The following is a 23,058-nucleotide window of genomic DNA, read 5'->3' on the forward strand; positions in this document are numbered from 1 at the left end:
CGCCGGTTCCAGCCCCGGCGCCGTACGCCCCATGGAAGGGAGCTGCCCGCTGTCTGCGTGCGCCTGCTGCCTCCATCGGGTCTCCCTCCTCCGATGGAAGCCATCATGCCCCTGTCCCGTTCCCGTCCCGCGCGCCCGCCGCGCACCCGCTTGGCCAGCGCCCTGGCCGCCGCCTGCCTGCTTGGCCTGCCCGGCATGGCTGCCGCAGAGGCCAGCGCCGATGCCTCCACCACGAATCTGGATACCGTGGTGGTTACCGCCTCGGGCAACCAGCAATGGATCAAGGATGCCCCGGCCAGCATCAGCGTAATCAGCCGCGAGGACATCGAACGTCAGCCGGTGCACGACCTGGCCACCCTGCTCAGCCGTGTGCCGGGCGTGACCGGTGGCCTCAGCGCGGTCGGCGAGCAGTCCAAGATCAAGCTGCGCGGCATGCCGTCCAACTACACGCTGGTGCTGGTGGACGGCAAGCGCATGGGCAGCTCGGCGTCGACCAACTACCGCCCCGACCTCGGCCGTCAGGATCTGAACTGGATCCCGCCGGAGCAGATCGAACGCATCGAAGTGGTGCGCGGGCCGATGTCGTCGCTGTATGGCTCCGATGCAATGGGCGGGGTGATCAACATCATCACCAAGCGCATCGGTGATGACTGGAGCGGCAGCGCCACCCACAGCTACACCCGCCCCGCTGACGGCAAGCGCGGCGATACCCAGCAGATCGGCGCAACGTTCTCCGGCCCGCTCGGCGAGCGCTTTGGCCTGCGCATCGGCGCCAACAGCATGCGCCGCGATTCGGACCGCTCCAACGGCGGTGTCTACGGCAACGCCTATGCCGGCGAGAAGGACCGCAATGTCGACGCGCTGCTGCAGTGGAACCTGAGCGACGCACAGGCGCTGTCGCTGGAAGCCGGCCATGGCGTGCAGCAGGCCTTCATCGATGCGTCGCTGGAAAAGCAGGATGAAAGCGCGTGGGGTGCCAGTGAGCTCAAGCGCAGCTCGCTGGCGCTCAACCACGATGGCAAGTGGAGCTTCGGCAATTCGAAGATCAGTGCGTACTGGACCGAGTACAGGAACAACATCGGTGCTACCGGCCGTTCCGAAGCAACAGATACGATCATCGAGGGCAACCTGACCACGCCGTTCACCCTCGGCGTTGAACACCAGTTTGCCGTGGGCGGCCAGTGGAAGCGCCAGGAACTGACCAACACCGATACCATCGGCCGCGCGCCGATCGACTATGCCGGCAATGCCGTCAGCGGTTCCGATCTGGAAGTGGATATCTGGGCCCTGTTCGTAGAAGACGAACTGAAGCTGCACCGCACCCTGGCACTGACCGTGGGCGCGCGCCTGGACCACCATGAGAAGTTCGGTGGCCACGTCAGCCCGCGCGCCTACCTGGTCTGGCATCCGGCCGAGCAATGGACCATCCGCGGTGGCGTTTCCAAGGGCTTCCGCGCGCCCAGCCTGACCGAGAACTCGCCCAGCGCCGCCACCCAGTCCGGGGGCCGTGGCTGCACCTCGCTGATCCCGCTGGGCTATACCCGCGGCGGCTGCTACATGGCCGGAAACCCGGACCTGGACCCGGAAACCAGCACCAACCGCGAGATCGGCATCAGCTTTGACAACGACCTGGTCGATGCCGGCCTGACCTACTTCCACACCGACTTCAGGAACAAGATCGAGTACGCACCGCTGGGCAGGTTCAACGGCATCTGGTGGACACGGATGAGCAACGTGCAGCGCGCACGCACCAGCGGCATGGAAGGCAACCTCAATTTCCGCTTCGGCGAGCACTGGCGCTGGCGCACCTCGGCAACCTGGATGAAGGAAGCCAGGAACCTGACTACCGGCCGCAACCTGATCGATACGCCGGAATTCTCCGGCTATTCGTCGCTGGACTGGACGCCCAACACGGTGTTTTCCAGCAGCCTGTCGGCGCAGTACACCGGCAGGCAGACCGGCACGGCGACGACCTTCCTCAAGGCCTACACGCTGTATGACCTGACCACAGCGCTTAACGTCAACGAGGTGCTGACCCTGCGCGGTGGCATCAGCAACCTGGCCGACAAGACGCTGTATGCCGAAGGCTCCACCGACTACTTCGTCGCTGGGCGCAGCTACTTCCTCAGCATGACCGCACGGTTCTGAGCCCCGCGCGCGCCATGATCGCGCTGGCGTGATGCCAGCGCGATCAACGGTGGCGGATTACTCGCTTTCCAGCGCGGCCGGCGCCGCGTCCCGCGTGGCGGTCGTGCGCGCACGGTCCATCGCCACCGCCAGTTGCTGGCGCGCGAGCAGTTGTTGTGCCTGCACCACTTCAGGTGTCGGCAGGAGCACCGGCCCCGGTGCGTTTTCCGGTGTAGCAGCTGTGGTCATGCAACCTCCATGGACATCCCGCCGCCGCCGGGGTCAACCGCGGCGGCAGCGGAACTGCGCACCCTAACCTAAAAACAAGGCGGGCGGGTGACGGTGCGGCGCCGGGCCGCAGCCGTCGGAACAAGGCAGGCGTCACATTTTTGACGGCAGCGCTTGGATCCTGAATAGGACTTGTCCTATCATGAAAACGTTTTCTCACAGGGATGTTTCCCCAATGAATACCACTGACCTGTCCCAGTTCAGCCCGAAGTGGCAGTTCCGCTTCAACTTCTTCCGCCAGCACGGCGCCCCCAAGAACCCCGGCTTCAAGCAGGCTTGGAAGGCGCTGTCCTTTGGTGACCGCCTGAAGATCAACCTGAACTTCTTCGCGCTGTTCTTCGGCGCCATCTACCTGCTGATCCTTGGCATGTGGCGCAAGGCACTGGTGGTGATCGGCATCAACATCGTGCTGGCCATCATCACCATGTTCCTTCCCGACGTTGTCGGGCGCATGCTGTTCATCGCCATGAACCTGCTGGTCGCCTCCAGCACCAACTACAGCTACTACCTGGAGAAGGTGGAAGGGCGCACCAGCTGGAACCCGTTTGAAGGCATGTTCTGAGCCATCAGACCTGCGCAGGGATGCGCGGCAAGGATGCAAGCGACGCCCGGCCCCCGCCGGGCGTCTTCGTTTTCTGGCTCAGGCCGCGCGGCGTGCCGCGGCCATCGGCCCGGCCTGCAGGCGGAAGCGCGACACCGCCACCGCCAGCTGCTCGGCCTGTTCCTCCATCGCGCGGGCTGCTGCACTGGCTTCCTCCACCAGTGCAGCATTCTGCTGGGTGGTTTCGTCCATCTGCACCACGGTCTGGTTGACCTGCTCGATGCCGGCCGACTGTTCGCGCGAGGCGGCCGAGATCTCGGCCATGATCTCATTGACGCGGCCGACCTGACCGACGATGTCCTGCATGGTGCGTCCGGCACCGTGCACCAGCTGCGCACCGGCTCCGACCTGTGCCACCGAAGCGTCGATCAGCTCCTTGATCTCCTTGGCGGCACCCGCTGAGCGCTGCGCCAGCGCACGGACTTCGCTGGCGACCACGGCGAAGCCACGGCCCTGCTCGCCGGCGCGCGCGGCTTCCACCGCCGCGTTCAATGCCAGGATGTTGGTCTGGAACGCAATGCCATCGATCACCGAGATGATCTCGGCGATGCGCTGCGACGAGGCTTCGATCTGCTGCATCGTCTGCACCACCTGGCTGACCACCTCGCCCCCTTCGCTGGCCACGCCCGCTGCGGAACCGGCCAGCATGTTGGCCTGCAGCGCGTGGTCGGCATTCTGGCGCACGGTGGAGGTCAGTTCCTCCATCGACGCGGCGGTTTCTTCCAGGTTGGCGGCCTGCTGTTCGGTGCGGCGCGACAGGTCGCTGTTGCCGGCCGCGATCTCGCCAGCGGCCAGGCGGATGCTGGCCGCCGACTGCTGGATCTGTCCGACGATCTGAGTCAGCTGCTGCACGGTGCTGTTGGCATCGTCGCGCATCACCGCGAACACCCCGTGGAACTCACCCTGCATGCGCGCAGTGAGGTCGCCGGCGGCGATCGCGCGCAGCAGCGTAGACAGTGCAGCCAGGTTGTGGTCGCTGACCTGCATCATTGTGTTCAGGGTCTCCACCATGCGGCGGAAATCATGCTCGAAGCGCAGCGCATCACCACGCACGGCGAAATCGCCGGCAGCGGCGGCGGCGGCCAGCTGCTGGATCTGCTCGTTGATCGCGGCCAGGTTGCCCTTGGTGGTTGCCATCGCGGCGGTGAATGCCGCCTTCTCGCCCGGCAGCGCTTCCATGTCCACGCTGAGGTCGCCCACGGCGTAGCGCTGCATCACTTCGACCAGGCGCTGGGTGACCGCATTGCTGGAGGCCACCAGCTGGTTGCTGTCGGCCACCATGCGGCCGTACTCGCCCGGGAACGCCGCAGCATCCATGCGGTAGCTGAGTTCCCCGGCATCGTGGCGGCGCGCCATTTCGGCCTGCGCAGCCATCACTGACTGCAACTGCCCACGCATGCCCTGCATCGCGTCCAGCAGGCGCCCCACTTCGTCGTTGCTGCGCGCCGGCAGCGTGCTGTCCAGCTTGCCGGCGGCGACATCACCGGCCACGCGCACCGCTTCGGCCAACGGACGGATCGCCAGGCGGCGCAGCAGTACATGGACACCGGCGCTGAGGCTCAGCGCGGCGATCACGCCGACCAGCAGGGTCAGCCACAGCAGCTGGCGTGCCTCAGCCACGATCACCGCGTGCGGCATCACCACGCCCAAGGCAAAACGCTGCGGCGCGTCGCCGACCCGCAGCGGTACATACACCCGCACATTGCCGGCCGCATCCGGAGTGAAGGCCTCGAACGGACGGTCGGCGGCAATGTCGGCCAGCATGCTGCGGGTCTGCGCGTCGCTGCGCGGCTTGCCGATCTCGGCGGCATTGGCCGAGGCCAGCACCACACCCTTCGGCGACAGCAGTTCGACACGACCGGCCCCCATCGGCTTCAGCGTGGCCAGGTGCTTCTGCAACGCCGCCAGCGAGAAGTCCACGGTGAACACGCCCAGGAATCTGCCGTTCTCGATGATCGGCGTGCTCAGGGTGCTCATGAGCACCTTCTGGCCGGCGATGTCATAGGCGTAGGGTTCGCTGACCTTGGGCAGCTTGTCACGGCTGGGCCCCATGTACCAGTCGCCTGATCCGCTGGCGGTCTCGGTGTAATCGGTCATCACCGACTGCTGCGGCTTGCCGTCCTGCCAGGCCCAGTAGCTCATGTAACGGCCGGTGGCATCGTGTGCTTCGGTATTGACGAACTCCGCATCCTTGCCGTCGAAGGCATCGGCCTCCCACATGGTGCTCTTGCCGAGCCATTGCGGATGAGCACGCAGCTGTTCGCCGAGCACCGCCGCCAGGCTGGCGCGGTCGGGCACGTCGCCACGGGCACGCTGGGCCAGCACGCTTTCAACCATGGCATCGTTGCTGGCAAAGGCGGTGCCCAGATCAGCCGCCACCTGGCGCGCCTCGGCGTTGGCCTCGCTGGTCATGGTCTGGCGCGAGGCGCTGATCAGACTGGCGCTGGCCTGCCGGTAGATCAGGAACGCGGTCAGGCCGAAGCACAGCAGCGCGATCACAGCGGTGCCCAGCATCAGCTTGTGGGCGATGCTGCCCGGGCGATGGGCAGTGGCGGAGCGGGAAGAGGGCATGGGAGGGTCCGCAAGGCAATTCAGGACGACCGGCGTCACGAGGACACCGCGCAGGCGCGCGATCCGTCGCGCAGGCCACCGGCCGCCGGGCCGCGCCCGGTGCACGAGGCACACCGGATTTAGCGGCCGGCCGCCATCGAGATTGAGGCCAGCGGCCTGCACATTCCTGAACCTGCTCAGGGTGGGCTCGGTGCCCCGCCCCCTGCGACCATCTCATTCGGCGACCCGATCCTTGATCCACTCCGCCCTTGGCAGCACCTCGATGCTGCCGGCGGCGTACTGCTGCAGCACGTCGTCCGGGCCGAAGCGCGGCTGCCAGCCCAGCACGCTGCGCAGGCGGGCACTGTCGTAGACGCGATCGATGCTCAACGGCAGCGGCCAGCCCCGTCGTTCGAACTCGGCCAGCAGCTGTGGCGCGCGGCGTGCCAGCACGCTGCGCGGGTGGGTGGCCAGCTCCAGGCAATCCTCACGCCGGAACGGCGTCGGAGCGCACGCGATGTAACGCGCGAAAGCGGCGCCTTCGTCCAGCAGCAGTGCAGCATGCGCGCTGGCTCCATCACGTGCGTCGATACCGCGGTGCAGGCGGAACATCGCCATGCGTTCGGGCGGCTCGGGGAAGCAGCGGGCCATGCGCAGCACGCGCACGCTGAAGGCCGGCGCCGCAGCGGCTTCGGCCAGTGCTTCGGCCTGCAGCTTGGTGCGGTGGTAGATCGTGCGCGGCAACGGCTCGGTGTCTTCATCGATCCAACGGCAGCCACCGGCGACCACAGCGTGGCCGTACAGCGCGGTTGTACTGGTCAGCACGAATCGCCGCGCCCCGGCTTCGCGTGCGGCCTGCAGCAGGTGCGCGGTCGCCTCCACGTTGATCTGGTGGAACACCGCGTCCGGCACCAGGCCGACATGGGGTGCGTGCAGGGCGGCGGTATGGATCACGGCGTCAACGCCCTGCACCGCCCGTGCGACAGCCTGGTGATCAGTGACATCGGCAATGATGCGGGTGGTGGCGAATGGGCTGCGATCCAGCCCCACCACTTCGTGGGAGGCCGCCAATGCGCCGAAGATCGCGCGCCCGATCCGCCCGGAACTGCCGGTCAGCAGAATCTTCATTGAGTCCATTCACTCGAAGCGCCCGGGAACTACCGGGATGCTTCGATTCTAGGCACGCTGCATGTCGTCTGCGATAGGGCGCAATTGCAATTGTGCGTTCATTCCCGCGAGGCCGATCGGGCCAGCAGCTGCCGCGCGACGAACAGCGGATCGTCACCGCCTGCCGCGTCGGGCGTGACACCGGTGCGTTCCCAGTTGGTTCCGGTATGTAGATTGATCGGCTGCCGATCGGGAATGCTGATCTGATAGCCATCCGGCAGCAGCACAGGATCATCGACCATGTGTGCAGCGCCGCCGCTGCGCGTGCCGACAATGCGTGCACGGCCCAGCGCCTGCAGCGAGTAGGCGACGAACTCGGCAGCCGACGCGGTGCGGCGATCGATCAGCACGACCAGCGGCTTCAGGTAAGTGGGCAGGCTTGCCGGCGGCAGTGGTGCCAGCGTGCGCCGCCCGCGCTGGTCCAACTGCTGCACCGCTTCGATCTTCGCGTCCAACAGCGTGCGCACCAGCAGGTCGGCACTGCCGTCATCCCCGCCGCCGTTCTGGCGCAGATCCAACACCAGGCCATCGGTGTCGGCCAGCAGCTCGAGGGCGGCGGCGAGTTTCGGCCGGGCCAGATCCAGCGGATAGAATGTACTCAGCCGCAGGTAACCGATGTTGCCCTCCAGCACCCGTACCTCGCGCACGCCAGCGCCATTGCTGCGCGCATCCGCGCGCCATGCCATCAGCCAGTCGTCCTGGCCGGCCGTTGCGTCCACGCGCTCTACATGGAAGTGGCCATCGAACGTGTCCAGGTCCTGGTTCAGGCGTGCGCTGAAAGCCTTCGGATCCGAGCAGCTGTCCACATAGCGCTGCTGGGTGGACCAGCCGCGCACGGCTTCGGCAATGCGTGCGCCTTCGGCCGCATCCAGGTACTGCGCCTCTATCGCCGTGGCCGCTGCCTGCAGCACGGCGTCCTGCGCCGGGCAGGCGGCCGCCAGCAACGCGCCAAGCATCCACGAAACCGTCATGATCGCCTCCGTCGCCTTGATGATATATAAGTGCTTATATATCATTGTCATCATGGATCTCCAACGTGCAACTCTGGGAACGCTGCTGCGTGCCCTGCTCGACCAGCTCGACCCGGCGGTCGAGCAGGCCTACCGGGATCTGCAACTGGACTACCGGCCCCGCTACACCCCGGTGCTGCGCACGCTGATGGTGCAGGGCCCCTGCCGCATCAAGGATCTGGCACTGGCCTGCGGGCTCAGCCACTCCGCGCTCAGCCAGACGGTTTCAGCGATGGTGCGCGACGGCTGGCTGCACGCTGCGGTGGGCGAGGACAGCCGCGAACGCATCCTGCAGTTGAGCCCGCACGCCCTGCAGGCATTGCCGGCGTTGCAGGCGCAGTGGCAGGCGACGGCGCTAGCGGCCAGCAGTCTCGACGCCGATCTTGGACAGTCGTTGGAACAGGTGCTGCGTGAGGCATTGAAGGCGCTGGAGCAACGACCGTTCGCGCAACGCCTGCGCGACGCCCGCCTGCGCTGATGCAGTGCGTCGGCGACACCCCGCGTGTTCGCCGGTGGTGGTGGTCCTGGCATTCGCCTGAATGGCGGACTCATCAACCACGTGCGCATGCCGGGTGAAGACCACGGCGGGGATGGCGACCTCGGCTTAGCACGCACTGGCCAAGCATTGGCGCTGTCGCCGCCCACGGCGCCGCCCATGCAGAAGGATACTTCCCATGACTGAGCAGAATCACCGCTCCAACCGGGGCTTCGCCTCGATGGACCAGGCCAAGCAGCGCGCGATCGCTGCCAAAGGCGGACGTGCGGCGCATGCCTCCGGCAATGCGCATGAGTTCAGCCGCGATGAGGCACGTGCGGCAGGCCGCAAGGGCGGCGAGGCGATCAGCCGTGATCGGCAGCACATGGCCGCGATCGGGCGCGAGGGTGGGCACGCGCGCCACGCCAACGCGCGCCAGCAGCAGCAGCAGCAGATCGAGCATGGTGGAGAGGCCCCACACCGCCAGCAGAAGTGATCATCACGCGGCCAGGCCGTTTCCCGTCGGCGGTGCCATCCTGCAGCCACAAGCTGGGCCGGGATACCGGCCGATCCCATCGCCCAGCCGACGCTGACGGCCGTGCCACTGCGGTACCACGTGAGCATCCGCGGCGCGGCGTGCATCGCGCCCGGTTGCGCGATGAGCGCACGCGCGTGTCCTGCCAGCCCCTGTGATATCGATTGCCACGCAGGGTCGGCCTGCCACGGGGTAGCAGGCGGCGTCGGAACCGTCCTGCTCAGGTGTGCACGAGGATGTTCAACAGCCGCCCGAATGGATCGCGGACAAAGAAGCGGCGCACGCCCCAGGGTTCATCGACCGGCCCATACTCCAGCGCGATGCCGGCCTTACGCATGCGCTCCAGCACCTGCTGCAGGTCGTCCACCTCGATCGACAGGTCCGGCACCGCGGCGCCGGAACCGCCTTCACTGGCAAAGCTGACCTGCGCCAGCGCACTGCCCTGCCCGCCATGGGTGACGATCCAGCCATGGTCCATCACCACGGGCATGCCAAGCAGCTCGCCATAGAAGGCAGCGGCCCGTTCCGGCTCAGCCGTGGCGATGTTGGCGACGACGCGTTTGACGGCCATGGCATGCTTCCGTTGGACAGGGCCCATCCAGACTGCCCGACCTTCCACGGAAACAGAAGAGCCCCGTCAGTGACAGGGCTCCCACACGGCTCAATCGGCGCGACTCACACGCCCATGCACAGATCGACCACGCAGGTGCTGTACGCCTGCTGGCATTCCCCAGCGTCGGCGCCACTGGCCAGGCACATCTGGTAGACCCGCCAGCAGGGCGCGTCGCAAGGCTCGACAGGGCCCGCCACCGCCACCGAACCGGTACACGCCAGCGCGAACAGCGCCGCCACGATCACTTTCCTGACAGTACGCATCACCATCACTCCCTGATAAGCCTGGTGAGCCCAGGCCGGCTCACGGTAGCGGGAGAGCCGGGAGGCAACGTGAACACCGGCGTCACGCCACCTTAACGCGTTCATAAAAATTCCTTCACACTACTGGGGGTGATTGGCGCGCTGCGGGGTTAACGGCGTTGTTGTCCGTCAACCAAGGAATGTTGTCCGATGAATCACCCGCAGCACGGCTGTTCGTCCCACTCCCGCTTCCCGCTGCACAGCCGCCTGGCGTTGGCCGTGGCCAGTTCGCTGTTGCTGGCTGCAGCGCTTCCCGCCATGGCCAGCGAGTCACTCGACGCTTGGCAGCAGCAGCGCCAACTGCAGGCCGCATGGGCGCAGCCCACGTCGATGGCGAGCGCGTCGGCCGGCGCCAACGCAGCGGCCGCAACACCCACGGCAGGAGCCAGCAGCACGTCGCTCCTCGGTAACGCAGGTGATCCGGCCAGTTGGCACACGGAGGAATTCAACGCCGACTGGGGCCTGGCGGCGACCCACGCCGACGACGCCTATGCGCGTGGCCTGACGGGCACCGGCATCCGCCTTGGCGTGTTCGACAGTGGCACCGGCCTGGACCATCCGGAATTCGCTGGCAAGAACCATCGCAGCATCCACATCGCCGACGTGCTCGCCGATGGCACGCGCTGCACCAACACTGCACAGCTCACTGGCCCCGGCGCCTGCTTCTCAAGTGACGGCGACGACGTGCAGGTCAGCTACGTCGGGTTCAACGCAAACGTCCCGCAGAACATCCGCGATCTGATCCTGGCGGGGCCCTATGTACAGCCCGGTATCGGCTACGAAGTGCACGGCACCCATGTTGCCGGCACCATCGCTGCCAACCGTGATGGCAACGGCATGCATGGCGTGGCCTTCGGCGCCGATCTCAGTGTGGCCCGCCTGTTCTTCAACAGCGCCAGCGAATGGCAGCGTACGGCGACCGGGTATTCCGTAGTCTCGCTGGGCAGCGTCGGGCCGGATTCGTCCGCCGTGGTCGACATGTATGCGCAGATGAATGCCCAGGGCGTGCGCGCGGTCAACCACAGCTGGGGCCTGAGCAAGGAACCCGATGCGGCGCTGATGGACCGGATCTACAACGATCCCGATTATCGCGACTACCTTGCCACTTATGCAGACGGATCACGCGCCAGGGGAATGATCCAGGTCTGGGCGGCAGGCAATTCGCCGGCGCGCGGTGCTGCGGCTCCTGTATCAGCCAGCCCGATCGCCGGCATGTACGCCACCCTGCCGCGTGCCTTCGCCGACATCGAAAAATACTGGCTCAGCGTCGTCAACGTTGGACAGGATTTCACCCTCAGCCTGACCTCCAACAAGTGCGGGCTCAGCGCCAACTGGTGCCTGGCGGCCCCGGGTTCCAACATCAACTCCACGGTCTACGGCGATGACTCCGCCGTTGCGGCGTCGTTGGGCGTTGATGCCAACGGCAACCTGTCGCTCGACGTCACCCAGCGCGTGCCAACCTACAGCTACGGGCTGCTCAGCGGCACGTCGATGGCTGCACCGCACGTCACCGGTGCGCTGGGCCTGTTGTTCGAACGCTTCCCCTATCTGGACAGCGCGCAGGTCCGCGACGTGCTGCTGACCACCGCGCGTGATCTTGGCGCACCCGGCATCGACGAGATCTACGGCTGGGGACTGATGGACCTGCGCAAGGCCATCGAAGGCTACGGCTCGCTGCGCGTGGATACCAACGTGGTGATGAACCAGAAGGCCGGTGGCCTGAAGGTGTGGGAAGGCGACGCATGGGATGACTGGACCAATGACATCGGCGGCCCCGGCAAGCTGACCAAGTCCGGCATCGGCTGGTTGCGCCTGAGCGGTGACAACAGCTTCAACGGCGCGGTACTGCAGGATGGTACGCTGGAACTGAACGGCGCCAACGCGCTTACCGCGGCGGTCGAAGTGCAGGGCGGCCAGTTCCTGCTCAACGGCAGCCTGTTCTCCACCGCACTGACCACTACCGGTGGCGTGAGTACGGTCAGCGCCAGCGCCGTGCTGAAGGACAGCAACCTGAGCGTCAACGGCGGCGTGGTGTCCTTCAACGGCACGCAGACCGGCGGCACCACCACGGTCGGTGCCAACGGCCTGCTGAAGGGTGTCGGTACGCTCGGCACCACCCAAGTCGACGGCATCATCGCGCCCGGCAATTCAATCGGCACGCTGACCATCAACGGCAACTACGTGCAGGGCGCAACCGGCGTCTATGCCGCCGAACTTGCTCCAGGCGGGCGCAGTGACCAGTTGCACGTGACCGGCACCGCCACCCTGGGCGGTACCCTGCTCGCGCTGCCGGAGCCGGGCACCTACTACCTCGGCGAGCAGTTCAATTTCATCCGCGCCGACGGCGGTCTCAACGGGCAGTTCGCGAAGACCGACTTCAGCGCGTTCTCGCCGTTCCTGCAGTTCAGCCTGGCGTACGGTGCCAACGGAGCACGCATCGACGTGGCCCGTGGTGCATCGCTGGCCAGTGCGGCCACTACGCCCAACCAGCATGCGGTTGCCGCGGCGGCCGATGGCCTGGCGATCAACCAGGGCCTGCCCAAGCCGCTGACACAGCTGTTCCCGCAGCAGGTCGGTGCCGTACTCGATGGCCTCAGCGGCGAGCTGCACGCAGCCACCTCGCTGGCGCTGGTGGAAGGCAGCCGTCATGTCCGTGACGCTGCGTTGTCACGCCGTGCCGGCGCAACCGCACCGGGATCCGATACGGGTGACGCCACCGGTGCCTGGGTGCAGGCACTGGGCGGCAACAGCAGGCTGGATGGCAACAGCAACACCGCGCGCACCGATGCCAACAGCAATGGCCTGCTGGTGGGCATCGACCGCGAGTTCGGTGGCTGGCAGGTCGGCGTGCTGGCCGGTACCGGCCGCACCGACGTGAAGCAGCTGGAGCGCCGTGCCAAGTCGAAGATCGACAACACGCACTTCGGCGCCTATGCCAGCCACGCCTGGGGCGGCTTCGGCCTGCGCGGTGGCGTCGCATGGAGCAAGCACAAGGTGAAGAGCACGCGCGATGTCGGCTTCGCCGGCTTCAGTGACAGCCTGAGCGCGCGCTACAACGCGCATGCGCGCCAAGCGTTCATCGAAGCGGGCTATCGCTTCGGCAACGCGGAAGGCGGGTTGGAGCCCTACCTGCAGGTGGCTCGCGTGGAAGTGGACCTCAAGCAGATCAACGAGCGCGGTGGCGCGGCGGCGCTGCATGGCGAGGTGGACGACACCGGCACCACCACCGCTACCGCAGGGCTGCGCTTCGACAAGGGCCTGAAGGCATCATTCCAGCAGGACAGCTGGCTGCATCTGCGCGGTGGTCTGGGCTATCGCCGCGCCTTCGGAGACCGCAGCCAGGTGGCCAACCTGGCGTTTGCCAACAGCAGCACGCCCTTTGCAGTCGAAGGCGCACCGATTGCCGAGAACGCTGTCGTGGCCGAGCTGGGCCTGTCGGCGTGGCTGACGCCGCGGCAGCAGCTGGAGCTGGGCTACAGCGGCCAGTTCGGCAGTGAAAGCCGCGACCATGGAGCCAGTGCTCGCTGGTCCATCCGCTTCTAAACACGTGTTCTCTTGACGGGTTGGGGCGGCCTTGCGGCCGCCCCTTTTTTGCCCACCCCCAGCGCTATGCGCGACGGCGCAGGGCGGCGGCACCTGCCAGGCTGACAAGTGGCAGCAGCAACCCATAGGCCACCAGCGGCCACACGGTATCGCCGGGTAGCACAAGGATCACCAGCGTGCCGATGCCTGCCACGATAAGGCTCTGCACTGCGTAGTACAGGGCCACCGCCGCACCCGACGCATCGGCGAAATCACGCAGCGCACCGTTGGCAGCCACTGAAACCACCATCACCAGCCCCACCGCGATGCCCCACATGGGCAGCACCACGCCGATCAACGAGGGACGCCACGCGGCGGCCGACGCCATCAGCAGCGCCCCGGCCACCATCACCCACAGGCCGCGCAGGAAGGTACCGCGCACGTTCCAGCGCCCAATGCACGCGTTCGCCATCCGCGCCGTGACGATCATCACCAGTGCCACCGTCGCGAAGGCCAGGCTGAACGACAGCGGCGAGTACTGCATGCGCCCGACCAGCAACCGGGGCGCGACTGAGAAGAACACGAAGAACGTGCCCATGCCCGCGCTGAAGCCCAGCGTGTAGACCCAGAACGCGCCGCTGCCGAGGATGCGTCGTGCCGCCGGTCGCGCCCCGTCATGGCACTGCGGGCGGGTTTCGTGCCAATGCCGCACCGCGCGCAGGCCGGCGATCGTGCCCAGTACGCCGAGCAGAACGAAGATCGCACGCCAGCCGACGGCACCAGCCAGCAGTGCGCCCAGAACAGGCCCCAGCGCCGGCACGAAGGCCAGCATCGAAGCGAACAACCCATACAGCGAGGCGCCTTCGGGTGTATCGGCATAGACGTCACGGACCGTGGCGAAGGTCGCCACCAATGCCGCCGACGCTCCCACCGCCTGTACGGTTCGCCAGGCCAGAAAAGCGGCGCCGCTGCCGGACAGGGCCAGCGCAAACGACGAAAGCGCGAACAGCAACGCCCCCAGCAACAGGACCGGGCGTCGCCCGATGCGGTCGGACAATGGGCCAAACAGCAACTGGCCCAGCCCGAGCGCCAGCAGGTAACTGCTCAACGTGAGCTGCACCAGCGTCGGGGATGTCTGCAGTGCCTGCGGCATCACCGGCACCACAGGAAGATAGATATCCATGGCCAGCGAGGCCAGGAGGTCGAACGGCGCCATCAGCACAATGGCCGACGGCAACGGGTGGGCCAAACGCGGGGCCTTTCGATTGAACATGGGGAGTCTCCGCCCGGAGTGATCCGGCGGCGATCCATCCACTTCGCGTGCATCGCAGGGATGATCACCGCAACAACGTCTGCATCGTTGTTGCGGCTCAGCGAACTGTCTGCGGACCGTTCCCGTTGCTCATGGTGTTGATCGTTGGCGGTGCGGAACCGGTGCAAGTGTAGCAGCGACCGGTTCAGGGTGGCCGGGGCAGCGGTGCCGCCCCGGCCGCGGCGACCCTGGGGAGTGGGCCGCCGCTGATCGTCAGGCCGCCTTCATCGCATGCTTGCGCGCGCGCATCACGTTGTGGCACTCCTGCACTTCGGGCAACAGCTGAGTGACTTCCTGGCGCACCGCCGGCGGCAGTTCATTGTCCTTCAGCACATCCTTGAACGCGCCCAGCAGGCGATCCTCGGACTCTTCCAGCTCGGCCACGTAGCCATAGTTGGTATCTCCGAACGCGGCGCGGACCTTGCCGTAGAACTGCTGCATCGAACCCACCACGGTGCCATGCTCGGCCGGCTTGCCGCCGCTGGCAGCCACCGAACCGCTCAGCGCCGCGACGATGCGGCCCTTGACGCCGGCGATACGGGTGAACAAGGCCGACAGCTCGGCATCCTTCACCTTGGTTGCGGCCTCTTCGTAGAACGACTTGCCGTCGCGGGCGATCTCGATCAGGTCGTTGAGGCGGTGTTCGATGGTGGACTGGGTGCTCATGGCCTTGCTCCTGTATCTTCGTTTCAGGGGGAGAAAAGCAGCCTCGACTGCGCTGCCTGCGGATCCACTGTGGACATGCTCGTGTGGTTCGCGGGTGAGCAGCGATTGATATGCACATCACTTCACCCAACCCGCACTGACTGCTTCACGCCACAGTGGCGCGTGGCTCACATCGAGCGGTGCTGGCCAGCCTCACCAGGGAACGAACAGGATGATCAGCACGATCACCACGACCGCGGCGAGCGCTCCCATCAGTACGTTTCTCTGGCGCCAACTGGGCTTCGGTTTTCCGGGGGTATTCATGCCTGCTACCTGTCTCTGCGGATGACCCCGGCAGACTGATGGATCGGCGGCGGTACGTGCGTGCAGGACGCGTGCAGGTGACGTGCAGGGCGCCGCCATCGATGTCGATTTCCGGGACGCCCGCTCGTCAGATCATCAAAGCCCTTCCCTCACCACGCGGACTGCTGCCATGACCGCCATCCTCACCGCCTTCGCCACCTCTCCCGACCGCGGCCAGGGCCTGGCCCGTGACATGCGCGTTCGCTGGGCGCTGGAAGAGCTGGACGTGCCCTATGACGTGCAGCTGCTCAGCTTTGCCGAGCTGAAGCAGCCCGCGCACCTGGCACGCAATCCGTTCGGGCAGATTCCCACCTGGCAGGAGGGCCACCAGGTCCTGTTTGAATCCGGCGCGATCGTCCTGCACCTGGCCGAACAACATTCCGGCCTGCTCCCGGTTGATCCGGATGCCCGCATGCGCGCGGTCATGTGGCTGTTTGCCGCACTGAACACGGTAGAGCCGCCGATTGTCGAGCGCTCCATGGCCTGGGTGCTGGAGCGCGAGCAGCCGTGGTACGCACAGCGGCTGCCGATGCTGGATGAGCGGGTTCGGGCGCGATTGGCGCAACTGTCAACATGGCTGGCCAACGCGCCGTGGCTGGACGGCGATTTCAGCGTGGGCGACCTGATGATGGTTTCGGTGCTGCTGCGTCTGAAGAGCAGCGGGCTGCTTGACGAGTATCCGCTGCTGGTGGCCTATGTGGCACGGGCAACGCAGCGTCCCGCCTATCAGCGCGCGTTTGCTGCGCAGCTGGCGGTATTCCAGAACGGGTAGTTCCGCGCCATGCGTGGAAATACTCAGCGCAAGCTGCGCCGGCAGGCGGCCTGCACCAGCATCAGCTGCGCCACTAGGATCAGCATCGCGCAGCCGGACAGCAGCCACGGATCGATGTACCACTGCGCGTTGAAACTGAAATCACCGGCGGAAATGCGCTTCCAGCCGTTGAAGTGCTGCATCGCTGCGACCACGAACGCGAAGCCACCGGCTGTGTACGACAGGGCACGATGAGGCTTCCCGGGCGCGCGAACAGCGTGAGCAGGCCGAGCACGCCGATGACCGTGCGCTGCACGCGGCAGTACGGGCAGACATAGGCCATCCCGCTCCATTCCACCGCCCAGGCCAGCAGGCTGACCAGCACGGCCGCGCCTGCCGCGGCGTGCAGGACTTTCGGCGTGATCATCATGCCACTCTCGTGTGCCATCCCGTGCTCCTTGGTTGAAAGACTTAGGCAGGGTAGCAGTGCTGCAGCCTCATCCTTTCTTGATGACGGTCCGCTTGCCGATGGTGCTGGTCTTGCCAGCGGTCGGCCTGGCCAAGCCAGGAATCAGGAAATCGGTGACCTTGTGGCCCATCGACACCTTGGACGCCAACCAGCGCGGCATGCGCCCGCGACCGGTCCAGGTCAGGCGCTTGTATTCCGGGTCGCGATACTTGGGCGCGACTTTGCCGGATTTACGGCGGGCGGGTTTGCGGGCGGTCGCAGGTGTTTCCGAGGCTTGGCCGCCAAAGAGTTCTTCGAGGGTGTATCCGGCTTCGGCGGCGGCGGCCTTCAGCATCCGGCGCACCGCACTGGCCGGACGGCGGCTGGAAATCAGCTGTTTCCGCCGTTCAGCGGCAACCACCAGGGCACCCAGCTCGCGAAGGCTGAGCGATTCAATATCGATCGTCATGCGGGAAAGGTCTACTGCAGCGCGGCAGCTGTCAAGGCGCCCTGCCCGGCGCGTAGACACGGGCTTCACCGCCGGTGGGCTCCGATCGCCTGCGTCGGCCATCTCCGAGGACCTCGACGTGAGCACTTCATCGCATTCGCTCGCCTACCTGCTTGCACGCATCCTGCTGATGGCCCTGTTCCTGGTCTCCGGGCTGGGCAAGCTCGGTGATCTCAGTGGTACCCAGGGCTACATGGAGGCAATGGGAGTTCCCGGCATCCTGCTCTGGCCGACCATCGCTTTCGAAATCGGCAGCGGCCTGTGCATCCTGCTCGGCTTCCAGACCCGGCTGGTGGCGGTCGTACTGGCAGGTTTCAGCCTGGTCACCGCTTTCATCTTCCACCACAACTTCGCCGATCAGACCCAGCAGATCATGTTCCTGAAGAACCTGGGCCTGGCCGGTGGCTTCCTGCTGCTGGCCTGCACCGGAGCCGGGCGCTACAGCATTGATGGGCGTGGGCGGCGCGGATAAGCAGGCGGCATGCCGCCATCACCCCTGGCCCACGGGCGGGACGCGCTGCAGACGCAGGTTTCGCCATGTCGGCTGGGAGCTGCGGAAATCCACCGCTTCGCCATCGCTGGTGAACAACAAGCCTGGCTCCACTTCGGTGACCAGGCGGATGCCATCGATGTACAGCCAGCCCTGTCGCTGCTCCAGCACAACGGACATCGACGGTTTTCCCCACTGGTCGATGCGATAGCGCCCCAGCCAGGGTTGCCAATGGGGCGCCTGCGGCCCGGTGGGCCCATCGATGGGATCGTTCTGGTCCAGGCCGTCCTCGCCGTTGCTGCATTCCAGGTGCGCTGGCAGCATGTCCGTCGCCGCATGGTAGCGGTACGTCGCAACTTCTCCATCGGTGTCCACGGTGAACAGTTGGTCGCCGTCGATGGCCGCAAAACGGCCGCCCACAGCTTGCGCCCCACGATGCAGTTGCAGTTCACCGCTTCCGGCAACCACGATCTTCGCCTTGCCGCTGCGCCCGATCCAGCTCCCCGCCATCCGCTGCACCTGGTCCTGGTTCAACCTGATCGGCGCCAGGGAAGACAGGGGCACACGCGGCTGACGAGGCCCGAAACGCGCCGACAACAGCTGATCGAGCAGACGCTCGCCAATGCCGTACCCCGCAGACGTCGCGCGATTGAACATCGCGGCAAATCCAGCGTTTGCCTGCCTGCAGTAGGTGAACACGCACCCGAATCCGAAGCCCCCGCCGCGGTGGTGCAGCAGCCTCACCGATGTACTGCCGTAGAGGCGTTCGCTGCGCATGACACCGAGCCCGTAGTCACCGCCCAGGCCGAAACCATGCATCTCGTCCCAAAGGTGAGGCTCGAGCAGTTGCTGCGCACCGGATCGACCGCCACCGAGCAGGAAGCCAAGATACTTCGCCATGTCGGCGGCACTGGTCCAGACGCCTCCCGACACCACCAGCGGCGTCACCGGCGGTACCTGCGCATGGCCTTCCTGGGTTCCCAGTGCCCGCCCCTTGCTTGCCAGGTAGATCGAGGCATCGGCCGTACTGTCGTGCATTCCCAGCGGCTCGAAGATCCGGCGCTGCAGCCAGGCCGGATAGCTGATGCCCGCAACCTGCTCAATGACATGACCGGCAAGGTCGAAGCCCAGGTTGGAGTAGCGATAGCGCGTACCCACTGGAAAGCGCAGCCATGTCTGCGAGATGCTGCGGACGTGCGCATCAAAGCCCGGCGACACCGGTTCGTAGTTGTTGCCCAGTGGCGCCTCGTGCGTGAATCCCGCGCGATTGGCGAGCAGCAGGCGCAGGCTGATGCGCTCCTGTGGATCATGCTCGAAGCGGCTGCGCACCGTGAACGACGGCAGATAGCGGGTAATGGGCGCGTCCAGATCAAGGATGCCGTCCTGCACGGCCAACAGCACCGCCACCGCCGCGAAATTCTTCGAGGTGGACTGGATGCTGAACATCGTGCTGGCGTCTACGGCCGCGCTGCCCTGGCCTGATACGTGACCGAAGCCTTCAGTCCAGCGCACCTGTCCGCCTTCGACCAGGCAGACGGCAGCGGCACCGATGCCGCTGCCGTCCATGGCCGAGCGGATCACGCCGCGTTCCGCGTCGATCAGGCTCCCGGTGGTGACGGTTGGCTGCGCCACCGCAGCAACGCCGGTGGGCATGAGCGTGGCCGCCGGAACGGCAGCAGCGTTGGCCAGGAAGGCGCGACGACTGAGCGTACCAGGCATCAGATCACTCCACTTCGGGATGCCGCCATCTTCCCGCCAGCAGAAATGGCGGGGCATGTGTCATTCGGCACAGAGTGCGGTGATCGACAGTGCTGAAACCTTCGCCGGCTGCGCAGGCCTCAGCCCGGAGAGAGCGGCAAGCGGACTCCCTGCGCCGCAACAAAGGCGCGGCACTCGCTCCAATAGGCCTGTGGCGGTTCCCGGAGCTCTGGTCGTGACCAGTAGTCGGTGATGTGCAACGGGTCGCCCGGCACCGGGTCCGAAGCGCGCGACGGACCAGAACGTAAACAAGGACTGAATACGAACCAAGGCGGACCGGGGGAGGCTGCACCACTTTTCCGTTCTCTGCGGGCGATGCAGATGTGCACAAGACGATCGAGTCCATCTCTGGGGACTTGCATGCACTCCGTTTCAGTTGCGCGAGCAGCTCCAACGTTGTTGCGTCGCCTACCCGACCCAGTGTTAATCGCAAGGAAACTGCACCACCCTCATGGAATACAGAAGTTCATCGCAGAAATTCGCTGCAGCACTCGTCGTTGCCGTACTCGCCACGGGAGCGGTGGCGGCCCTTCTCCTCCTTCGCCCCACGCCACAGTCCTCGCAAACGGCACCGAATGTTGAACAGGCGGGCGGGCAGCGCAAGGATCCTTCTGCGCCGACACCCTCGGCTGCGTCACCCGCGTTACGGCCTGCCAACAGCACGAGCATGCTGTTTCCTGGTGTTCCGCAGAATCGCGATGGAATGGAACCCAAGGACGATGATCCATTTGATGGGCGTAGCCGCGAGGAGCAACGCTGGCTGGATGAACACGGCTATCCGAATACCGCGCAGTGGGCTTCCTATTCCAGCGCGCCCGATGCGTTGCTGGAACAAGCCGCCCACGGCGGCGACAAGCTTGCGCGCACCATGCTGGACTCGCGAAAGCTGCCCGATCGAACCGCCTTGGACCGGATGATGTCGTCCGCAGTGGACGGCAACTACTTTGCACTGCAACTGCTTGCGACTCATTTCGCATCCACCGGTCGAGCGGGAAACATCAACGCATACGCGGTTTCGCGCGTCCTGGAGATGCGCGCAGACCCTTCCGCCGCGCTTGGCAGGGAAATCATGTTCTCTGCACCGCTCACTATCGAAGAGCGGATGCAGGGGGAGGCCGAAGCGCTTCGTCTGAATGCCACGTTCAACCAGCTCTACCAGGAACGAACCGGCGTCCCGTTCGTTCCCGATTACCGCCCGTTCCCCGTTGACAACTCGCAAGGATGGCAATGAAACCTGCAAGTAAATTCGTCCTGGCCACCGCTGCTTTCACCGTTACCGGTGTTGCTCTGGCCTGCACCGTTCTTCCAATGCTCCCGTTCTCGATATCGGTCGACCTGAAGGATATCGCGGCGGCCAAGCAAGCCGGTGCCTCATCCGCAGATGCGCCCAACCGGGCATTCCTGAAGAAGCTGGATGAGACCGCTGAAAGGACGTTCGGTGCGGATGCATGGCGCAACACGTCCTTCGTCGGCAACGTCATGTACAAAACAAAAATCATGATGATGACCGGCTCAAGCATGATCACCGTCAGCAAGCCGTGCGGGAAGTCGGCAGAAGAGTCAGGTGGCACCGAGGACAGCTTCGCCTCGACACCCCCGTCTGGCGGTGGTGGTGGTGGCAGCACTGGCGGTGGTGGCGGGATCGGCGGCTGGTTCCCTGGTGGTGGCGGGTGCTTCGGCAACTGTCAGCCGCCCCCGCCCGGTCGCGTTGGTCCTATCGAGAATCTGCCACGATCCTGAGGGCACCACAATGAAAGGGCATCGCCGCAAGGTGCTGCCCTTGGCGCCCCTGACGCACCAGCCAGACGCCATCGGGGCGCCGTCACTGGACTTTGCTGGACGTTCAATTGGTGGGCCCACCAGGATTCGAACCTGGAACCAAGGGATTATGAGTCCCCTGCTCTAACCGTTGAGCTATAGGCCCGGCGCAGCGCCACAGTGTAGTGGAGCCTGCGCTCAACCGGCTACCCGCCGGCGCCAAGACACACTGAAAAACCCTCAGCCATCGCTGCGCAACGCCGCGCGCCCAGGCTTGCGCAACAGCTGGCTCACCCAAACCGCGCGCCCATCTCCCGCACCCGCTCGGCGTTCGCCCCCGCCAATGACCGCATTGCTGGCGACTGGATCCGCCCGTCAACAGCCACGCACTGCCAGAATGCTTCAGCCACCGGTGCCGCCCAGCGCAGATGTTGCAGATCACCACTGCCCAGCGGTGCGACCGGCGACAGCGGCTCGTCCGCGCGCAACACGCCCAGCTTTGACGGCGCCAGCGACATCGGCAGCATGTCGTAGACCGGTGCCAACGGCAGCGGGCCGCGATCAACGAAGTGGAAGGCGATGTTGCCGTGGTGCATGTCGCTGTTGCCGATCAGCCGCCCGAACGCGTGGCGTCGGCCCATCGCCTGCACGGTGTCGGCCGTCAGCCAGCCTTGATCACGCAGTTCGGCGCCTGCAACCGGCCACGCTGGGGTGACCTCGCCGGTGAACGCGGACGATAGCGACAGCAGCGAGACCAGGCCTCGCCGCCCCAGCAGATCGGGCGTGCGGTCGAAGCGCTCGATTTCCAGGAAGGTGTGCGTGGGCGACTGCAGCAGTTCACTGGACGGCGCGGCTTGTCCGGACTGGCGCAGGGCCTCAAGCGCCAGATGTTCGCAGACCAGCAGATCGCTCCAGCGCTGGGCGGCGGCGCCTTCATCGGGCTGCGCGAACTTGACCAGCACCGAGCGGCGCCTGCCGTGGACCTCCACGGTGGCGGTGAACTTGGGTTGCTCGCCACCCGGCGAGGAGCCCACGTCCTCTCCGTCCAGCGCAGCACGCGCCCGCTCGCGATACTGTGCAAGACGATCGTCGGCCGCAACCCGATCGATCGGCGCCTGCAACGTCTCCATCGCCGCCTCCACGGCGGCGATACCGAGCAGCAGATCGCCCGCTTCAGTCCCGCCAGCGGTTACCAGGGCCATCAACACATCGTCCGGTTGCCAGCCCTTGAGGTCCTTCGGCAGGCCGAGCGCCTGCCCACGGCCATGGGCGAAGCTGCGACCAAGAAATCCCTGCGGTCGCAGGTCATCCAGGTACCACGGTAAGTCAGGAAAGAAGGCAGCAATGTCACCTTCGGGCGCGCGTCGCAGGTTCGGGCAGTCAGGCCCGGCGTCGACATGGAAGCCGCCTCCTACCAGCGCAATTACCCGCCCCAGCTCCTCCAGCGTCGCATCTTCGCGCAGCCGGTACAGCGGCCATTCGCTGCCTGCCCGGGTGGGCCGCCGCAGCGCATAGGCGGTTGCCCGCGTTCTGCCCATGCGCACCACCTGCGGGCCACTGGCGGCCACCAGCCGGCTGAGCGCCATCCGGTCCACCCCCAGACGCTCGGCCAGCGCCGCGGCTGGTAGCGGCTGGCCGGGGGCCAGCTGAGCGATCAGATCCAATACCTGTAGGCGTTGAGCGCGTGGCATGTGCATTACGTAATACGAAGCCTGTTACGTAATTAGCATCAAAAAAACGGGACTGCAAGCACGATCTTGCATCTATGAGCTTGAAAATAATGGACATATTCACGAAGAGCCAGCTTCGACGCGGATCTTTGTTGCATTATTTGT

General features: G+C 65.9%; 20 protein-coding genes, 1 tRNA gene and 1 pseudogene. 9 read left to right on the plus strand and 13 right to left on the minus strand.

Going from position 1 to position 23,058, the window contains the following annotated elements; all coding sequences use genetic code 11:
- Positions 1-105 precede the first annotated feature (105 nt).
- Positions 106-2,148, plus strand: a complete 2,043-nt coding sequence (locus BN1263_RS00075; RefSeq protein ID WP_058978709.1) for a TonB-dependent receptor domain-containing protein — start codon at positions 106-108, stop codon at positions 2,146-2,148.
- A 57-nt stretch (positions 2,149-2,205) separates the two neighbouring features.
- Here the strand turns inward: BN1263_RS00075 and BN1263_RS20635 are convergent, their stop codons facing one another.
- Positions 2,206-2,376: a hypothetical protein gene (locus tag BN1263_RS20635; protein WP_186008938.1), complete on the minus strand. Its 171-nt coding sequence runs from the start codon at positions 2,374-2,376 to the stop codon at positions 2,206-2,208.
- Between the two features lie 214 nt (positions 2,377-2,590).
- Here BN1263_RS20635 and BN1263_RS00080 point away from each other — a divergent pair, with 214 nt between their 5' ends.
- On the plus strand, positions 2,591-2,977 hold the full coding sequence (locus BN1263_RS00080; RefSeq protein WP_019660750.1) for a DUF2628 domain-containing protein: 387 nt from the start codon (positions 2,591-2,593) through the stop codon (positions 2,975-2,977).
- Positions 2,978-3,055: 78 nt separating this feature from the next.
- On the opposite strand, the gene BN1263_RS00085 is transcribed toward BN1263_RS00080, so the two are convergent.
- The 3 genes from BN1263_RS00085 to BN1263_RS00095 form a co-directional block, all read right to left on the minus strand.
- Positions 3,056-5,587: a methyl-accepting chemotaxis protein gene (locus BN1263_RS00085; protein WP_058978712.1), complete on the minus strand. Its 2,532-nt coding sequence runs from the start codon at positions 5,585-5,587 to the stop codon at positions 3,056-3,058.
- A 213-nt stretch (positions 5,588-5,800) separates the two neighbouring features.
- Positions 5,801-6,694 carry an NAD-dependent epimerase/dehydratase family protein gene (locus BN1263_RS00090; protein ID WP_058978714.1) on the minus strand — a complete coding sequence of 298 codons (894 nt, stop codon included), beginning with the start codon at positions 6,692-6,694 and terminating at the stop codon, positions 5,801-5,803.
- 98 nt (positions 6,695-6,792) lie between these two features.
- Complete coding sequence (locus BN1263_RS00095) at positions 6,793-7,704, minus strand: S41 family peptidase (protein WP_058978716.1); 912 nt, start codon at positions 7,702-7,704, stop codon at positions 6,793-6,795.
- Between the two features lie 52 nt (positions 7,705-7,756).
- Here BN1263_RS00095 and BN1263_RS00100 point away from each other — a divergent pair, with 52 nt between their 5' ends.
- Both BN1263_RS00100 and BN1263_RS00105 read left to right on the plus strand, forming a co-directional pair.
- Positions 7,757-8,221: a MarR family winged helix-turn-helix transcriptional regulator gene (locus BN1263_RS00100; protein ID WP_058979283.1), complete on the plus strand. Its 465-nt coding sequence runs from the start codon at positions 7,757-7,759 to the stop codon at positions 8,219-8,221.
- A 196-nt stretch (positions 8,222-8,417) separates the two neighbouring features.
- On the plus strand, positions 8,418-8,714 hold the full coding sequence (locus tag BN1263_RS00105) for a KGG domain-containing protein (protein WP_058978718.1): 297 nt from the start codon (positions 8,418-8,420) through the stop codon (positions 8,712-8,714).
- A gap of 259 nt (positions 8,715-8,973) precedes the next feature.
- Here BN1263_RS00105 and BN1263_RS00110 read toward each other — a convergent pair whose 3' ends face one another.
- Together BN1263_RS00110 and BN1263_RS00115 are read right to left on the minus strand one after the other, a co-directional pair.
- A complete protein-coding gene (locus tag BN1263_RS00110) occupies positions 8,974-9,324 on the minus strand; it encodes a VOC family protein (RefSeq protein WP_058978719.1) in 351 nt (116 codons plus the stop codon).
- Between the two features lie 104 nt (positions 9,325-9,428).
- Positions 9,429-9,629 (minus strand): hypothetical protein, encoded by a 201-nt coding sequence (locus BN1263_RS00115; protein WP_058979285.1) that lies wholly within the window; start codon positions 9,627-9,629, stop codon positions 9,429-9,431.
- Between the two features lie 189 nt (positions 9,630-9,818).
- Between BN1263_RS00115 and BN1263_RS00120 the strand changes: the two genes are divergently transcribed.
- Positions 9,819-13,211, plus strand: a complete 3,393-nt coding sequence (locus BN1263_RS00120) for an autotransporter domain-containing protein (RefSeq protein ID WP_058978721.1) — start codon at positions 9,819-9,821, stop codon at positions 13,209-13,211.
- A gap of 64 nt (positions 13,212-13,275) precedes the next feature.
- On the opposite strand, the gene cml is transcribed toward BN1263_RS00120, so the two are convergent.
- Both cml and BN1263_RS00130 read right to left on the minus strand, forming a co-directional pair.
- Entirely contained in the window at positions 13,276-14,463 is a 1,188-nt protein-coding gene (gene cml / locus BN1263_RS00125) for a CmlA/FloR family chloramphenicol efflux MFS transporter (RefSeq protein WP_058978723.1), read from the minus strand.
- Between the two features lie 252 nt (positions 14,464-14,715).
- Entirely contained in the window at positions 14,716-15,168 is a 453-nt protein-coding gene (locus tag BN1263_RS00130; protein WP_005419568.1) for a PA2169 family four-helix-bundle protein, read from the minus strand.
- A gap of 472 nt (positions 15,169-15,640) precedes the next feature.
- Here BN1263_RS00130 and BN1263_RS00135 point away from each other — a divergent pair, with 472 nt between their 5' ends.
- Positions 15,641-16,282: a glutathione S-transferase family protein gene (locus tag BN1263_RS00135; protein ID WP_058978725.1), complete on the plus strand. Its 642-nt coding sequence runs from the start codon at positions 15,641-15,643 to the stop codon at positions 16,280-16,282.
- A gap of 23 nt (positions 16,283-16,305) precedes the next feature.
- Here BN1263_RS00135 and BN1263_RS20975 read toward each other — a convergent pair.
- Together BN1263_RS20975 and BN1263_RS00145 are read right to left on the minus strand one after the other, a co-directional pair.
- Positions 16,306-16,709 (minus strand): annotated as a pseudogene (locus BN1263_RS20975) (hypothetical protein).
- 49 nt (positions 16,710-16,758) lie between these two features.
- Positions 16,759-17,178 carry an H-NS histone family protein gene (locus BN1263_RS00145; RefSeq protein ID WP_021204106.1) on the minus strand — a complete coding sequence of 140 codons (420 nt, stop codon included), beginning with the start codon at positions 17,176-17,178 and terminating at the stop codon, positions 16,759-16,761.
- 118 nt (positions 17,179-17,296) lie between these two features.
- On the opposite strand from BN1263_RS00145, the gene BN1263_RS00150 reads away from it, so the two are divergent.
- Entirely contained in the window at positions 17,297-17,689 is a 393-nt protein-coding gene (locus tag BN1263_RS00150; protein WP_019660763.1) for a DoxX family protein, read from the plus strand.
- Positions 17,690-17,707: 18 nt separating this feature from the next.
- On the opposite strand, the gene BN1263_RS00155 is transcribed toward BN1263_RS00150, so the two are convergent.
- Complete coding sequence (locus BN1263_RS00155; protein ID WP_260832858.1) at positions 17,708-19,360, minus strand: serine hydrolase domain-containing protein; 1,653 nt, start codon at positions 19,358-19,360, stop codon at positions 17,708-17,710.
- An 808-nt stretch (positions 19,361-20,168) separates the two neighbouring features.
- Between BN1263_RS00155 and BN1263_RS20325 the strand changes: the two genes are divergently transcribed.
- Both BN1263_RS20325 and BN1263_RS20640 read left to right on the plus strand, forming a co-directional pair.
- Positions 20,169-20,696, plus strand: coding sequence for a hypothetical protein (locus tag BN1263_RS20325; protein WP_019660765.1), 528 nt, complete (start codon positions 20,169-20,171; stop codon positions 20,694-20,696).
- A complete protein-coding gene (locus BN1263_RS20640; protein WP_155030172.1) occupies positions 20,693-21,205 on the plus strand; it encodes a hypothetical protein in 513 nt (170 codons plus the stop codon). Before BN1263_RS20325 ends, BN1263_RS20640 begins: the two co-directional genes overlap by 4 nt.
- Positions 21,206-21,313: 108 nt before the next feature.
- Here the strand turns inward: BN1263_RS20640 and BN1263_RS00170 are convergent.
- Together BN1263_RS00170 and yjjJ are read right to left on the minus strand one after the other, a co-directional pair.
- Positions 21,314-21,389, minus strand: a tRNA-Ile gene (locus BN1263_RS00170).
- 124 nt (positions 21,390-21,513) lie between these two features.
- Entirely contained in the window at positions 21,514-22,887 is a 1,374-nt protein-coding gene (gene yjjJ, locus BN1263_RS00175) for a type II toxin-antitoxin system HipA family toxin YjjJ (protein ID WP_260832859.1), read from the minus strand.
- Positions 22,888-23,058: the final 171 nt, after the last annotated feature.

Source organism: Stenotrophomonas thermophila (assembly GCF_001499715.1).
Lineage (GTDB): Bacteria > Pseudomonadota > Gammaproteobacteria > Xanthomonadales > Xanthomonadaceae > Stenotrophomonas > Stenotrophomonas hibiscicola.